13 protein-coding genes are annotated in these 13770 nt (G+C 67.6%); 5 read left to right on the top strand and 8 right to left on the bottom strand.

Features of this window, described 5'->3' with window-relative positions:
• The first annotated feature begins 98 nt into the window (after positions 1–98).
• Positions 99–272, top strand: coding sequence for a 50S ribosomal protein L33 (gene rpmG, locus JJQ90_RS01585; RefSeq protein WP_216836822.1), 174 nt, complete (start codon positions 99–101; stop codon positions 270–272).
• A gap of 232 nt (positions 273–504) precedes the next feature.
• Here rpmG and JJQ90_RS01580 read toward each other — a convergent pair whose 3' ends face one another.
• A complete protein-coding gene (locus JJQ90_RS01580; protein ID WP_216872716.1) occupies positions 505–1443 on the bottom strand; it encodes an aspartate carbamoyltransferase catalytic subunit in 939 nt (312 codons plus the stop codon).
• Positions 1444–1453: 10 nt separating this feature from the next.
• Complete coding sequence (gene ruvX, locus JJQ90_RS01575) at positions 1454–1921, bottom strand: Holliday junction resolvase RuvX (RefSeq protein ID WP_216872715.1); 468 nt, start codon at positions 1919–1921, stop codon at positions 1454–1456.
• 81 nt (positions 1922–2002) lie between these two features.
• Between ruvX and gatC the strand changes: the two genes are divergently transcribed.
• The 4 genes from gatC (at position 2003) to gatB (ending at position 6223) form a co-directional block, all read left to right on the top strand.
• The gene (gatC, locus tag JJQ90_RS01570) at positions 2003–2299 is read left to right on the top strand and encodes an Asp-tRNA(Asn)/Glu-tRNA(Gln) amidotransferase subunit GatC (RefSeq protein ID WP_216872714.1); all 297 of its coding nucleotides are present in this window, start codon (positions 2003–2005) and stop codon (positions 2297–2299) included.
• Entirely contained in the window at positions 2299–3786 is a 1488-nt protein-coding gene (gatA, locus tag JJQ90_RS01565) for an Asp-tRNA(Asn)/Glu-tRNA(Gln) amidotransferase subunit GatA (RefSeq protein ID WP_216872713.1), read from the top strand. The genes gatC and gatA overlap by 1 nt, the downstream gene beginning before the upstream one ends.
• A gap of 44 nt (positions 3787–3830) precedes the next feature.
• On the top strand, positions 3831–4745 hold the full coding sequence (locus JJQ90_RS01560) for a hypothetical protein (RefSeq protein WP_216872712.1): 915 nt from the start codon (positions 3831–3833) through the stop codon (positions 4743–4745).
• 65 nt (positions 4746–4810) lie between these two features.
• Positions 4811–6223 (top strand): Asp-tRNA(Asn)/Glu-tRNA(Gln) amidotransferase subunit GatB, encoded by a 1413-nt coding sequence (gatB, locus tag JJQ90_RS01555; RefSeq protein ID WP_230410383.1) that lies wholly within the window; start codon positions 4811–4813, stop codon positions 6221–6223.
• A gap of 9 nt (positions 6224–6232) precedes the next feature.
• Here the strand turns inward: gatB and JJQ90_RS01550 are convergent, their stop codons facing one another.
• The 6 genes from JJQ90_RS01550 to speB all read right to left on the bottom strand — a co-directional run bounded on the left by JJQ90_RS01550 (position 6233) and on the right by speB (position 13733).
• Entirely contained in the window at positions 6233–6973 is a 741-nt protein-coding gene (locus tag JJQ90_RS01550) for a FadR/GntR family transcriptional regulator (protein WP_216872710.1), read from the bottom strand.
• 80 nt (positions 6974–7053) lie between these two features.
• Positions 7054–7938, bottom strand: coding sequence for an alpha/beta hydrolase (locus JJQ90_RS01545; RefSeq protein WP_216872709.1), 885 nt, complete (start codon positions 7936–7938; stop codon positions 7054–7056).
• On the bottom strand, positions 7935–9536 hold the full coding sequence (locus JJQ90_RS01540; RefSeq protein ID WP_216872708.1) for an ABC transporter substrate-binding protein: 1602 nt from the start codon (positions 9534–9536) through the stop codon (positions 7935–7937). The genes JJQ90_RS01545 and JJQ90_RS01540 overlap by 4 nt, the downstream gene beginning before the upstream one ends.
• Positions 9537–9592: 56 nt before the next feature.
• Entirely contained in the window at positions 9593–11011 is a 1419-nt protein-coding gene (locus tag JJQ90_RS01535; protein WP_216872707.1) for a homospermidine synthase, read from the bottom strand.
• A gap of 59 nt (positions 11012–11070) precedes the next feature.
• Positions 11071–12291: a type III PLP-dependent enzyme gene (locus tag JJQ90_RS01530; protein ID WP_216872706.1), complete on the bottom strand. Its 1221-nt coding sequence runs from the start codon at positions 12289–12291 to the stop codon at positions 11071–11073.
• Positions 12292–12848: 557 nt separating this feature from the next.
• Positions 12849–13733 (bottom strand): agmatinase, encoded by an 885-nt coding sequence (gene speB / locus JJQ90_RS01525; protein ID WP_216872705.1) that lies wholly within the window; start codon positions 13731–13733, stop codon positions 12849–12851.
• Between the last annotated feature and the right edge of the window lie 37 nt (positions 13734–13770).

Raw genomic sequence — 13770 nt, 5'->3', positions numbered from 1 at the left:
ACCCTTGACCTGAGCCCCCACCGGGCTAGAACGCCCCCCTGTGACGGGTGGACCGTGAGGTCTGCCCGCAACCCGTTTCCTGTGCTGGAATTCGTAAGATGGCCAAGGCCAATACCATCCTGATTAAGCTCATCAGCACGGCCGAGCCGTCGACGGGCTACTTCTACGTGACCAAGAAAAACACCCGGAACGCGACCGGCAAGCTCGAGATGAAGAAGTACGACCCGGTCGCCCGGAAGCACGTGCTGTTCCGCGAGTCCAAGATCAAGTGATCCGGCCGGGGGCCTCGCGCCCCCGCTGATTGCGCGCAGGGGCCGCGCCTGACCATGGGTCGGGCGCGGCTTTCGTATGGGCGCTTCATCCGCGCATGAGTTGAGACGCCAGGCGCCCGCCAGTGGCGGGCGAGCGGCCGAATGGCCGCCGCGACGAGTGTCGCGTAGCCAAGTGGGACGAGTGTCGCGTAGCCAAGTGGCCGGAGGCCGCGCCGGCGCCTGAGGCCCAGAATCAGGCGTTGCGGCGCTGGTTGCGGGCCAGGATGTCCAGCACGGCCATGCGCACCGCGACACCCATCTCCACCTGTTCCCCGATCACGCTGCGCAGCGGATCATCGGCGATGGCGCTGTCGATCTCGACGCCGCGGTTCATCGGGCCGGGATGCATGACGATGGCGTCGGGCCTGGCATAGGCCAGCTTCTCCGCATCCAGCCCATAGAAGCGGAAGAATTCGCGGGAGGAGGGGACGAGGCCGGAGGTCATGCGCTCCTTCTGCAGGCGCAGCATCATGACCACGTCGGCATCGGCCAGGCCGGTCTTCATGCTGTGATGCACCTCGACACCGAGCTGCGCGACCTCCGACGGGATCAGCGTCGGCGGGCCGACGAGTCGGACGCGCGAATTCATCGCCAGCAGCAGATGGATGTTGGACCGCGCGACGCGGGAATGCAGCACGTCGCCGCAGATGGCGACGGTCAGCCCCTCCAGGCTGCCCTTGCGGCGGCGGATGGTCAGGGCATCCAGCAGCGCCTGGGTCGGATGCTCATGCGTGCCGTCGCCGGCATTGATCACCGCCGCATCGACCTTCTGGGCCAGCAGCGCCGGCGCGCCGGATTGCGCATGGCGCACCACAAGCAGGTCGGTGTGCATGGCGTTGAGGGTGGAGGCCGTATCCAGCAGCGTCTCGCCCTTGTTCACCGAGCTGTTGGACACCGTCATATTGACGATATCCGCCCCCAACCGCTTGCCGGCCAGCTCGAAGCTGGTGCGGGTGCGGGTGCTGTCCTCGAAGAACAGGTTTATCAGCGTGCGCCCCTTCAGCAGGTCCCGCTGGGTTTTGCCCTGGCGGTTCAGCAGCGCGTAGTTCTCCGCCAGATCCAGAAGATCGGCGATGTAGGGGGGCTCTAGGCCCTCGATGGCGAGCAGGTGGCGGTGCGGATAGGGGAGCATGGAGCGGAACCTACGCCGGGCCCGCGCTGGCATCCAGAGCCGCCTGGAGCATATAGGCCGCCGCCGCCGCATCCACGGCCTTGGCCCGCTTGGCCCGCGTCAGATCGGCCTGGATCATCATGCGGTTGACTGCCGCCGAGGACAGCCGCTCATCCCACAGCGCCAGCGGCAGGCCGGTGGCCTGGGAGACGGCCAACGCCCAGTCCTTCGCCGCCTGGGCCGCCGGGCCGAAGCTGCCGTCCATCGACAGCGGCAGCCCCGCCACCAGCCCGCCGGCACCCTCCTTCCGCGCAATCGCGCCGATCTCCGCCGCATTCGCCGCCAGCTTGCCCCGCGCGATGGCCCCATAGGGCGAGGCCAGCATCAGCGAGACATCGGAGAGCGCGACCCCGATGATCCGCGCCCCCGGGTCCAGCCCGATGAGGCGCGCATGGCGGGGCAGGGCGGCGCGTAGGTCGCGCATGTTGATGGCGGGCATGGCGACCGTTATGTTCCCGCGGCCCACCCTGGCAAAGCCCCCTTGGGCAAATCCAGTCCGATCAAGGATTTCTTGAAGAAAATGTCCCTCGATACCGCCACCATCCGGCGCATCGCCTCGCTCGCCCGCATCAGGCTGGACGACAGCGAGGTGGAACAGGCGCAGGCCGAGATCAACGGCATCCTGGGCTGGATCGAGCAATTGCAGGAAGTGGACACGGACGGCGTGGAGCCGATGGCCGGCGGCAGCCCGGTGGCCCAGGCGAAGGCCCGGCTGCGGCCGGATGCGGTGACGGATGGCGGCCAGGCTGATGCCATCCTGGCCAATGCCCCGGATCGCCAGGGCGAATATTTCGGCGTTCCGAAGGTGGTTGAGTGATGCATCCGACCGATTTCACCCTGCGCGGCGCGCTCGATGCGCTGACCGAGGGCACCATCAGCAGCGTCGAACTGACCCAGGCGCATCTGGACGGCATCGCCAAGCTCAACCCGCGCCTGAACGCCTATGTCACCGTGACGGCGGAGAAGGCGCTGGCGGCGGCCAAGGCCAGCGACGAGCGCCGCGCGGCGGGGCAGGTGGGGGCGCTGGAGGGCATTCCCCTCGCCATCAAGGACCTGTTCTGCACGGCGGGCACCCGCACCACGGCCGGCAGCCGCATCCTCGACAGCTTCGTGCCGCCCTATGAGAGCACGGTGTCGCAGAAGCTGCTGGATGACGGCGCGGTGTTTTTGGGGAAGGCGAATCTCGACGAATTCGCCATGGGGTCCTCCAACACGACCAGCGCATCCGGGCCTGTCGAGAATCCCTGGTCGCGGGCGAATGACCCGGATACGCGGCTGGTCCCTGGCGGGTCCTCCGGCGGGTCCGCGGCCGCGGTCGCGGCGCGGCTGGCGCTGGGCGCGACGGCCACCGATACGGGCGGCTCCATCCGCCAGCCGGCGGCCTTCTGCGGCATCGCCGGGATCAAGCCGACCTATGGGCGGTGCTCCCGCTTCGGGATCGTGGCCTTCGCCTCCAGCCTCGACCAGGCCGGGCCGGTGGCACGCACGGTGGAGGATTGCGCCATCCTGCTGAAGTCGATGGCCGGCTTCGACCCGAAGGATTCGACCAGCGCCGACCTGCCGGTGCCCGACTTCGCCCGCGCCTGCGAGCGTGGCGTGAAGGGCCTGCGGATCGGCGTGCCGAAGGAATACCGGCTGGATGGCATGGCGCCCGAGATCGTGGCGCTGTGGGAACAGGGCCTGCAATGGCTCCGCGATGCCGGTGCCGAGACCGTCGAGATCAGCCTGCCGCACGCCAAATACGCGCTGCCCACCTACTACATCGTGGCGCCGGCCGAGGCTTCGTCCAACCTCGCCCGCTATGACGGCGTGCGCTTCGGCATGCGGGTGACGGAGCCAGGTTCCGACCTGCGCGACCTGTATGAGCGCACCCGTGCCGCCGGCTTCGGCGCGGAGGTGCGCCGGCGCATCATGATCGGCACCTATGTGCTGAGCGCCGGCTATTACGACGCCTATTACCTGAAGGCCCAGAAGGTCCGCGCGCTGATTCGCCGCGATTTTGAGAACGCCTATGCCGATGTGGACGCCATCGTGACGCCGGCCACACCCTCCGCCGCCTTCGGGATGGATGAGAAGCAGGACGACCCGGTGGCGATGTATCTGAACGACATCTTCACGGTGACCGCGAACCTGGCCGGGTTGCCGGGGCTGGCGGTGCCGGCCGGGCTGGACGCGCAGGGGCTGCCGCTCGGGTTGCAGGTGATCGGGCGGGCGTTTGACGAGGAGACGGTGTTCGCTGTGGGGCGAGCGCTGGAACGGGCGGCCGGTTTTTCGGCGCTGCCGCGGCTGCGCGCGGGAGCCTGACTAGAGACTGATATCTGATCCGACGGCAGAAAGGCGGCATTGCCATGGATCTTGATAGTGAGGCGAAGGCTTCTCTGAAGAAACTTCTGGCATCTTCCGGGTTTGGTCAGGAAATCGTTGCCGCCGGTGACCTGCATCGCGCTGGATGGCGAGTTAATCTACATGCCTTCTTTCACGACCTAGATGAAAATAAGGCACGCGAGATCGATATTGTCGCTAACAAACGGTTTGCCGCCGATCAAAAATCGTACGTTGCGATCGACGTTGAAATCGCCATCGAGATTAAAGCATCGAAAGAGCCATTTTTTGTTTTTCGGGGGAGGCATAGTGATCAATATTACGATCTAGTTCCTTATTCGTGGAGGTATTCCACTCTCAAAACGGACCATGAAGCGGTAAGCGGCACCAAGCGCGACTTGCTCCGGCGAATCAAGCTGCCTCCAGGCGATTTTCTTGTACATAAACCGAAATCAGCTTCTGGAACCGACAGGGCGCTAAAGACATTCGGGGGGCTTCTTCAAGTAATTAAGGCTTCATATCATCTACAGGAAGAACGAGAGCCAGCGAATGATGGCTGGCAAAAATGGTCGAAAGAGCATCTGCGTAGATTGGCAGCCAGAAATAAGAGGTATCTTTTCGAAAATTTTTCGATGGCTTTTCTGGTATGTGATGGTCCGATCCTTTTGGTGCAGCAGGAATTTTCCTGGGAAACGTTTGACTTTGACTTTGACTTCATCGAAACTGAATGCGCTGTTTTGCCTGTTCGATATTCATCGCCGGCATATAAATTTGCTCATCAGCCGGTAATCGTGTGCACGCTTAAGCATTTTCCCAAACTTTTGGCGACTATCGAGCGAGAGTCTCGGCTACTTTTGAAGGCTCTCGCAAAGCGTCAGATAAAGTCATCAACACTTCCTCGAATTCGACGCCCGCCAAACCAACCTTTAGATCGAACATAATTTTTCCAAATTGGAGAGTATGTGACGTGACCTACACGATCGAAGGCCGCACCGGCCCCTGGGAACTGGTGATCGGCCTGGAAATCCATGCCCAGGTCATCAGTGAGGCAAAGCTGTTCTCCGGCGCCGCCACGGCCTTCGGCGCGGAGCCGAACAGCCAGGTGTCCTTCATCGATGCCGGCTTCCCCGGCATGCTGCCCGTCATCAACGCGGAATGCGTGGCGCAGGCGGTGCGCACGGGCCTTGGGCTGAATGCGCAGGTGAACCTCTGGTCGCGGTTCGACCGCAAGAACTACTTCTACGCCGACCTGCCGCAGGGCTATCAGATCAGCCAGTTCGCCCACCCCATCATCGGGGAGGGCGCGGTGGAGATCACGCTGGCGGATGGCGCGACGAAGACCATCGGCATCACGCGGCTGCATCTGGAGCAGGATGCGGGCAAGTCGCTGCATGACCAGCATGCGACCAAATCCTTCATCGACCTGAACCGCTCGGGCGTCGCGCTGATGGAGATCGTCTCCGAGCCCGACATGCGGTCCCCCGAGGAAGCCGGCGCGTACCTCACAAAAATCCGGCAGATCCTGCGCTACCTCGGCACCTGCGACGGCAATATGGACGAGGGCTCGATGCGGGCCGACGTCAATGTCTCCGTCCGCAAGGCCGGCGAGGGCTTCCGCACGCGCTGCGAGGTGAAGAACGTCAATTCCATCCGCTTCGTCATGCAGGCGGTGGAGGCCGAGGCGCGGCGGCAGATCGAGGTCTGGGAGGCGGGCGAGGAGGTGTTCCAGGAAACCCGCCTGTTCGACACCGCCCGCGGCATCACGCGGTCCATGCGCTCCAAGGAGGATGCGCATGACTACCGCTACTTCCCCGAGCCCGACCTGCCTCCGCTGGTGCTGGAATCGGATTGGGTGGCGGCGCTGAAGGCCGCCCTGCCGGAACTGCCGGATGCAAGGCGCGCGCGCTACACCGCCATGGGCCTGACGGCCTATGATGCCCATGTGCTGACACTGGAGAAGGAGACGGCCGTCTTCTTCGAGACGGTGGCCAAGGGCCGCGACCCCAAGCTCGCCGCGAATTGGGTGACGGGCGATTTCTTCGCGGCCTTGAACCGCCTGAAGCGCGACGTGGCGGACCCGCCGGTCACTGCCGAGAACCTCGGCGGCCTGCTGGACCTGATCGCCGACAAGACCCTCTCCGGCAGCCTCGCCAAGCAGGTCTTCGAGGCGATGCTGGAGACCGGCAAGGCCCCTGGCGAGATCGTCGAGGAGCGCGGGTTGAAGCAGGTGACCGATACCGGCGCGATCGAGGCGGTTGTGGCGCAGGTGATGGCGGCCAATGCCGACAAGGTCGCGGAGTATCGCAGCGGCAAGGACAAGCTGTTCGGCTTCTTCGTCGGCCAGACCATGAAGGCGATGCAGGGCAAGGGGAATCCGGCCCTGGTGAATGAGGTGGTGAAGGCGAAGCTGGCCGGCTGACCCGCAGCCTCAGGCGGCGGCCTGCGCCGCCAGCCTGCGGTAGCGTTCGCGTGCCGCTTCCAGATGCTGCCGCATGGCGGCGCGGGCGGCCTCGGGGTCGCTGGCCTCGATGGCCTGCGCGACCAGCCGGTGCTCGCCGCGCACCTGGGCCAGGTACTGCTTCCGCTCCGCCTCGCTGCGCTCCACAAGGCCGAGCGCCCGGCGCGGAATCGCGTGCCGGCCGAGCACTTCCAGGAAGCGCAGGAAATGCGGGTTGCCGGTGGCCATGAAGATGGCGCGATGCAGGGCGAAATCCGCCTCCGCCGCATCGCCGCCGGCGGCCACGGCGGCATCGAACACGGCCTCCGCCTCGCCAATCAGGGCCAAGGCGGCGGGGCTGCGGCGCTCGGCGGCGAGGCCCGCGGCCTCCACCTCCAGCGCCAGGCGCAGCTCCAGCACCTGGATGACCTGTTGCAGCCCCTCGGCCTCGCTGGGGGTGAGGCGGAAGATGCCCTCGCCGGGGCGTTCGGTGACGAAGGCGCCGACGCCCTGGCGGGTGAAGACCAGCCCCTCGGCCCGAAGCGCCGCCACAGCCTCCCGCACCACGGTGCGGCTGACGCCGGCTTCGCGCATCAGGTCCTGTTCGGTGGGCAGCCGGGCGCCGGGGGACAGGCGGCCGGAGCGGATTTCCTCGGCCAGGCGGTGCACCAGCGCGCCGGTCAGATTGGCGGCGGGGCGCAGCGGCGGCATGCCGATGTCGCGGCGCATCATGGGCTGGGCTTCCGGGTCGTCAGTGCGGCGCAGGTCATCATATGATATGACAAGCTGCGCCGCCCGGCGTCAACGCGGGGTCACGCCACCTTCTCGGCCGAAACCCCCGCCTCCGCCGCCGAAATCAGGCGGCCTTCGAACCACAGCGCCGCGCAGATGGCCGACATGGCGCGCCCGTCATGGCCGACGCCAGCCACCGGCACCAGCTTCCAGTTGCAGGCCACACCGCGCCGCGCGGCTTCCGCCTGGCCGGCGGCCAGGTAGTTATGGGCGCGGGCGAAGCGATGCGGCCCCTGGGCCAGCGCCGCGGGCTGCGAGGGCAGGGAGGGGCCGTCAGTCTCGATATCCTGGTCGCCGGCCAGGATCGTCATGGGGAAGGCGAGCAATGCCTCGACCTCCGCCGCGCCGAGCCCGATGCCGCCCATGCCCTCCGGAAAGGGTTTTTCCAGCGTCGGCAGGGTGTACCAGCCGGGATTGCCGATGGTCGCGGCCTCCAGCCAGTCATGCGGTTGGGTGGACATCAGCCGATGGCCGAACTGGCCGCCGGCGGAATGGCCGAACAGATGGGCGCGGGTCCGGGTGGTGACGCCGGCCTCGCGCAGTGCCGCAAAGACGCGGCCGGGAATGGCGTAGCCCCAGGACTCGCGCGGCCGCGGCTGGCCGCGATCGTCCAGCACCAGGCCGTTGTTGTAATGCTCGGCTTCCGGCCAGGCCTTCTTGCCATAGGTGGGGGCGACGATCAGCAGGCCGTGCTTGTCGGCCGCCGGGATCCAGAAGTCGCGATAGTCGTCGCCGTTGCGCAGCATGCCGTGCTGCACGATCACCACCGGGTTCTCCGGGCGGTGATTGGCCGGGCGATAGCCGTGCAGCGTCAGCGGCCGCGCCAGGTCGCAATCGGCGTCCGCCCAGGGAATCGCGCTGCGGCCCGTGGTGGAAAAAGCCTGGGCGAGAGGAAGAAGAGTCATTCGGGGTGGACCTCCTGCGCCAGGGTCTGCTGGTCCATGCGCCCGGCATAGGTCAGGCCGCGGCGAAAGGCCCAGACGGCGCTTTCGAAGTGGATCGGCAGGATCGGCATTTCCTCGAGTGCGATGCGGGACGCCTCCCGCAGCAGACGGCCGCGCTCCGCATCGTCCATGGTGGTGACGGCGGTGACGGCGGCGGCGTCGAAGGCCGCGTTCGACCAGTTGCCGTAGTTGCTGCCGCCGAGGCCGCGCTCCCGGTTCGTGGTGGTCATCCAGGTGCGGAAGAACAGCAGCGTCTCCTCCGCGCTCGCCGCCCAGCCGCCCATCGGCACCGAGAATTCGCGCCGCGCGCGGCGGCCGAAGAAGACGTTCGACGGCATGGCATCCACCTCCGCCCGAACCCCGATGCGGTTGAGGTACTGGCCGATCGCCTGGATGACCCGGGAGTCGTTGACGTAGCGGTTGTTGGTGGCGTGCAGCGTCAGCGCGAAGCCGTTCGCGTAGCCGGCCTCCGCCAGCAATGCGCGGGCGCGGGCCGGGTCATAGGGCAGCACGGGCAGGCCGGGGAGGGTGCCGAACATGCCCTCCGGCAGGAATTGCGTGGCGGGCAAGGCGAGCCCATCCATCACCCGGCTGGCGATGGCGTTGCGGTCGATGGCGAGCGACAGCGCCTGGCGCACCCGCGCATCCCGCAGCGGGTTTTCCCCCGTGCCGCCAGCCACGAAGGGCGCGGGCTGGCGCTGGTCGAGCTGCAGGAAGATCAAGCGCGTGGTCGGCGCGATGGCGAGCCGCATGGCGGCGTTGGCGCGGAGGCGTGGGATGTCGCCGGTGGCGGGTGCCTCGACCACATCATGGTCACCGGCCAGCAGCCCGGCCAGGCGCGGCCCGGCGGCGGTCACCGGCATCAGCCGTACCTCGGACCAATGCGGCTTGTTGCCCCAGTAGCCGTCAAACCGGGAAAGCTCCGTTACGCCGCTGCGGCCAAAGCTGCGCAGCCGAAAAGGGCCGGTGCCGATGGCGGCGGAGCCGTCGTTGAACTGCGCCAGGGTCGGCCAGGGCTGCCCCGCGCCGGCGCAGTTGTCGGCGACGCTGAAGGCGATGGGCCGCGCGGGCACCAGGCTGGCGGGGATGATGCGCAGGCTGGAGAGATCGGCCGGCAGCAGCGGCTCCGGCTCCCGCGTGCCGATCACCACGGTGTTCGGCCCCTCCGCCTCCACCCGCGTGAAGCGGCGGACGACGGAGGAGTAGGAGACGGCGAGCTCGCTCTCATTGTTCAGGATGCGGCACATCGAGAACACCACATCGGCCGAGGTGAAGTCCTGGCCGTTGTGGAATTTCACGCCTTCCCGAAGCTGGAAGACCCAGGTGGTGTCATCGCGCCGGGACCAGCCGGTGGCGAGGCCGGGGCCGGCCTTCAGCCGTGCGTCCAGCGCCACCAGTGATTCGAAAATGTGGTTGTGCAGCGTCGAGTTGGGCGCCGCCGAATACTGCTGCGGATCAGCGGAGGTCGGCTCCGCCGCCATCGCGATGCGCAGCGTTTGCGCCTCCGCCGCCCCACTGAGGGCAAGGCAGGCCGTGCCTGCCATCAAAATACGCTTCATGCCGTGTGGTCCTCCATCGGCGCGCATCATGCGGCCGATGGAGGGGGTGGTCCAAGTCAGGTGACGCGAAAGTTCCGGAACTGCCACGGATCCTGGGTGTCGATATCCTCGGGGAACAGCACGGCGCGGTCCTGCAGCGGCGTCCAATCGGAATATTCGCCGACCACGTCGCCGAGATAGGGCGCGCAGATTTCCAGCACCCGGGCGTGGTCGATCTCATCCGACTCGACCAGGCCCTGGCGCGGATTCTCCATGGCCCAGATCACCCCGGCCAGCACTGCCGCCGTCACCTGGAGCGAGGTGGCGTTGTTGTGCGGGGCGACGCGGCGGGCTTCCTCGATGGTCAGGCGGGAGCCGAACCAATAGGCGCCCTTCGCATGGCCCATCAGCAGCACGCCGAGCTCGTCCATGCCCTTCGTGATCTCATCCGTCATCAGCCGCTTCTCCGGCTGCATCTCCCAGTTCTTGCCGGCGAGCTCATGCACGGACAGCACCGCATCGTCGCAGGGGTGGTAGGCGTAATGCGCGGTGGGGCGGTAGGTCACGGCGCCCTTGTCGTCACGCAGCGTGTAGTAGTCGGCGATCGAGATGCTTTCGTTGTGGGTGATGAGGAAGCCGTGCATCGGCCCCTCCAGCGGCGTCCAGGTTCGCACGCGGGTGGAGGCGCCGGGGCGCATCAGATAGATCGCGGCGTCGCAGCCGAAGCCGTGGCGATGGCCGTCCGGCGGCAGACCAGCCTCATGGCTGCCCCAGCCGAGCTCGGCCGGCTGGCAGCCCTCGCCCACGAAGCCGTCCACGGACCAGGTGTTGACGAACTCGCCCGGCTTCTTCGGGCGGTCGGAGACCTGCGTGTCACGCTCCGCGATATGGATGACCTTCACGCCGAGATCGCTCGCGATCTTCGCCCAGGCCGTGCGGTCTGAAGCTGCCGGCGGCGTGGCGATGGGCGCGCCGGTATCCCGGGCAATGTTCAGCAGCGCCTGCTTGACGAAATGGCTGACCAGGCCCGGGTTGGCGCCATGCGCCGTGATGCTGGTGGGGCCGCCCGCGAAATCCGGGCGCAGCGCGATCGCCGCTTCCCGCATCGCATAATTGGAGCGCTGCGAGGGCGTCAGCGAGGTGTCCGTGTAGCCGCCGGCCCAGGGCTCCACGACGGTGTCCAGGTACAGCACGTCCAGCTTCTGGCACAGCTTCATCAGCTCGACCGAGGAGACGTCGACCGACAGGTTCAGCAGGAAGTCGCCCGGCGCCAGCAGCGGCGAGAGCAGCTCGACAAAATTCTCGCGTGTGGCGGCCTGCAGGATGAAGCGGATGCCGTATTCGGCCGCCACCTCCTCGCCACGGGTTTCCGCGGTGACGATGGTGATGCGCTCGGCCGGGATGTCGATGTGCCGCAGGATCAGCGGCAGGACACCCTGGCCGATGGAGCCGAAGCCCAGCATCACCAGGCGGCCGGAAAATTCTGCGTGCTTCATCGTCCAGGCACTCCGTTGAAATTGCGTGGGTGGAAGGCGGTTCGCACCGCCTTCCTGTTTCAGGCCGCTTGCACCGCCTGCACATAGCCCGGCGTCTCGAGCAGCGGCAGGTCCGCCACCTCCACCACGCCGGCCCGGTCCATGCCGTTGAAGCCGGTGCGCAGGCAGGCGCCATAGGCCCCGAGCTGGCCGATCTCGATCCAGTCGCCTTCTGCCACATCGGCCGGCAGCAGGAAGGGGCCTTCCATGCGATCCGCGGTGTCGCAGGTGGGGCCGAAGAAGCTGAAGGGCACTGTCTCCGCCTCGCTGGCGGAACCGGGGCGGATCAGCTTCGCCGGGAAGCGGAAACCAGGCACGCCGGCATCGGACAGCGCACCATAGACGCCGTCATTGATGAACAGCATGCCGTCCCGCCGCGCCTGCACCTGCACGACGATGGAGGCACCGCCCGCCACCAGCGCCCGGCCAGGCTCCGCCCAGAGCTCCACCCCCGGCAGCGCCGCTTCGGCGAAAGCCGTGGCGATGCTGTCCATGAAAGCGGAGAGCGGCGGCGGCACGACATCCGGATAGGCGACGGGGAAGCCGCCGCCAACATCCAGCACCTCCACCGCCACGCCGGCCTCCCGGATCACGGAAGCGGCGAGGGCGATGGCGCGGGCATAGGCGGCGGGCTCCAGGCATTGCGAGCCGACATGGAAGGACACTCCGAGCTTGCCGGCATGTGGGCGCGCCGCACGCAGCAGCGCCACCGCTTCCGCCGGCTCCGCGCCGAATTTCCCGGAAAGGTCATAGACCGCGCTGCCCTTCGGCAGGCCGAGGCGGATGATGAGGTTCAGGCCCTCGCCACCCGTCTCCTTCAGAATCTTTGCGAGTTCCGCATGGCTGTCGAGGACGAAGTCGCGCACGCCGTGGGTCGCATAGGCCTCGCGGATCGCGCCGCGGGCCTTCACCGGGTGCATGAAGTGGATCACCGCCTCAGGGAACATGCCACGGACCAGGCGCACTTCGCCGGCGGAGGCGCAGTCGAAATGGCGCAGGCCACCGGCCCAAAGGGCGCGCAGCACCGTCGGGTCCGGGTTGCACTTCACCGCATACATGGTCGTGCCCGGGAAGGCCGCCTCGAAGGTGGCACCGGCCGCGCTGATGGTTGCCGGACGCAGGCAGTGCAGCGGGTCTTCCGGCCGCAGCGCCGCGACCACGCCAGCCACATGGGCGGGCAGGGCAGGGGCGGCGGGGCGGCGGAGCGGTGCGGTGGCGCCGCGGAAGCGAAGGACGGTCATGGCGGGCTCCCTGAGGCCGGAGGGTTCAACAGCGCGGGCAATTTGGCCCGCCGCCGCGCTCATCCCTCACGGGGGCGCGGCGGCGGGAAGGAGGGAACCCGGGCATGATCGACGCGCACCCTTGGTTCACCGCGCACGGCACGCCCGCCACCTTGCGGTGGGGAACGGGACGCGGGCGGCGGAAGCGTCGCGATCCGGCGCCTCAGACCCTCGGGCCTGGACGGGCGGAATGCGGCGCTTCGGGCGCGGTCACGCGGTCAGTACGGGAGGAGTCCCGGCTTCGCGCGGCGGCGATCAGGCGACACAGGCGGTTCCCTCGAACCTTCCGGCCCAAGCGGGCCGGCTGAACAAAGGACGCGTCCCGTCGTTGCTGTGCCCCGGAAAGGCGGGGGCTCGCGGCACGTGCGATGGCGTCAGGGCAGAGCGGCAAGGCAACAGTGCCTCGCCACGGCCGGATAAATAGCGGCGGCCTTGCCGGGATGCAAGGGTTTTTTCTGGCCATTTTGAAAATGTCCCGGTGAGAACGCCGGCGCCTGTCATAAATGGCCGGAAGCGTTTCAGCCGCGGCAGAGATATTCCCAGACCACGCTCGCGGCCGCCAGGGCGGTGATCTCCCCGTGGTCATAGGCCGGCGCCACCTCCACCACGTCCATGCCGCGGAAATCGAGGCCGCCCAGCCGCCGCAGCACCGCCTGCGCCTGCCAGCTCGCCAGGCCGCCGATCTCCGGCGTGCCGGTGCCGGGGGCAAAGGCGGGGTCCAGTGCATCGATGTCGAAGGACAGATAGGCGGGGGCGGCGCCCAGCACCTGCCGCGCCTGTGCCGCCACCGCCTGCGGGCCGACCTCGTGGAATTGCTGCGCGGTCACCACGGTGACGCCCTGGGCCAGGGTCCAGTCCCAGACCTCCCGCTGCACGGGGGACCGGATGCCGAGCTGGATCATCCGCGTCGGGTCTACCAAGCCTTCCTTGATGGCGTGATAGAAGACGGACCCATGCGCATAGGCCTGGCCGAAATTATCCGCCCAGGTGTCCACATGCGCGTCAAACACCAGCAGGCCGAGCGGCGCGCCGAGCTTCTTCCGCAGCGCCCGCAGTAGCGGCAGCGTCACGCCATGCTCGCCACCCAGCGCCACCAGATGGTCGATCGCGGCGGCCTGCTGTTCGATCCGCGCGAGGCTGCCTTGGATATCGCCCAGCGCCAGCTCGAAATCGCCGAGATCCGCCAAAGGCAACGCCGCCGGGTCCACCCAGCTTCCCGGATGCGCCCCATCCACCAGCATGCGGGAGGCCGCGCGGATGGCGCGCGGCCCGTCCCGCGTGCCGGCGCGGTTGGTGGTGCCGATATCCATCGGGATGCCGGCGATGCCGATCCCGCCAGCGGGATCCCGCCGCGTGACGCCCAGGAAGCCGGGCGGGGTGGCATAGGTGGGCGTTCCGGCCATGACGACTCCTGGGAAGGATGGACAATGGCCCCCTTGG

This window comes from Falsiroseomonas oleicola, from assembly GCF_019029495.1.
GTDB classification, from domain to species: Bacteria; Pseudomonadota; Alphaproteobacteria; order Acetobacterales; family Acetobacteraceae; genus Falsiroseomonas; species Falsiroseomonas oleicola.
Note: the sequence above shows the minus strand (reverse complement) of the source record. Positions and strands in the feature narration are given on the sequence as shown.

Excerpts from the sequence above, each read along its gene's own strand:
- JJQ90_RS01580 (WP_216872716.1), bottom strand. The coding sequence starts at position 1,443 with ATGCTCCCCTATCCGCACCGCCACCTGCTCGCCATCGAGGGCCTAGAG.
- JJQ90_RS01545 (WP_216872709.1), bottom strand. The coding sequence starts at position 7,938 with ATGACTCTTCTTCCTCTCGCCCAGGCTTTTTCCACCACGGGCCGCAGC.
- JJQ90_RS01560 (WP_216872712.1), top strand. The coding sequence starts at position 3,831 with ATGGATCTTGATAGTGAGGCGAAGGCTTCTCTGAAGAAACTTCTGGCA.
- ruvX (WP_216872715.1), bottom strand. The coding sequence starts at position 1,921 with ATGCCCGCCATCAACATGCGCGACCTACGCGCCGCCCTGCCCCGCCAT.
- JJQ90_RS01535 (WP_216872707.1), bottom strand. The coding sequence starts at position 11,011 with ATGAAGCACGCAGAATTTTCCGGCCGCCTGGTGATGCTGGGCTTCGGC.
- speB (WP_216872705.1), bottom strand. The coding sequence starts at position 13,733 with ATGGCCGGAACGCCCACCTATGCCACCCCGCCCGGCTTCCTGGGCGTC.
- JJQ90_RS01530 (WP_216872706.1), bottom strand. The coding sequence starts at position 12,291 with ATGACCGTCCTTCGCTTCCGCGGCGCCACCGCACCGCTCCGCCGCCCC.
- JJQ90_RS01550 (WP_216872710.1), bottom strand. The coding sequence starts at position 6,973 with ATGATGCGCCGCGACATCGGCATGCCGCCGCTGCGCCCCGCCGCCAAT.
- rpmG (WP_216836822.1), top strand. The coding sequence starts at position 99 with ATGGCCAAGGCCAATACCATCCTGATTAAGCTCATCAGCACGGCCGAG.
- JJQ90_RS01540 (WP_216872708.1), bottom strand. The coding sequence starts at position 9,536 with ATGAAGCGTATTTTGATGGCAGGCACGGCCTGCCTTGCCCTCAGTGGG.
- gatC (WP_216872714.1), top strand. The coding sequence starts at position 2,003 with ATGTCCCTCGATACCGCCACCATCCGGCGCATCGCCTCGCTCGCCCGC.
- gatA (WP_216872713.1), top strand. The coding sequence starts at position 2,299 with ATGCATCCGACCGATTTCACCCTGCGCGGCGCGCTCGATGCGCTGACC.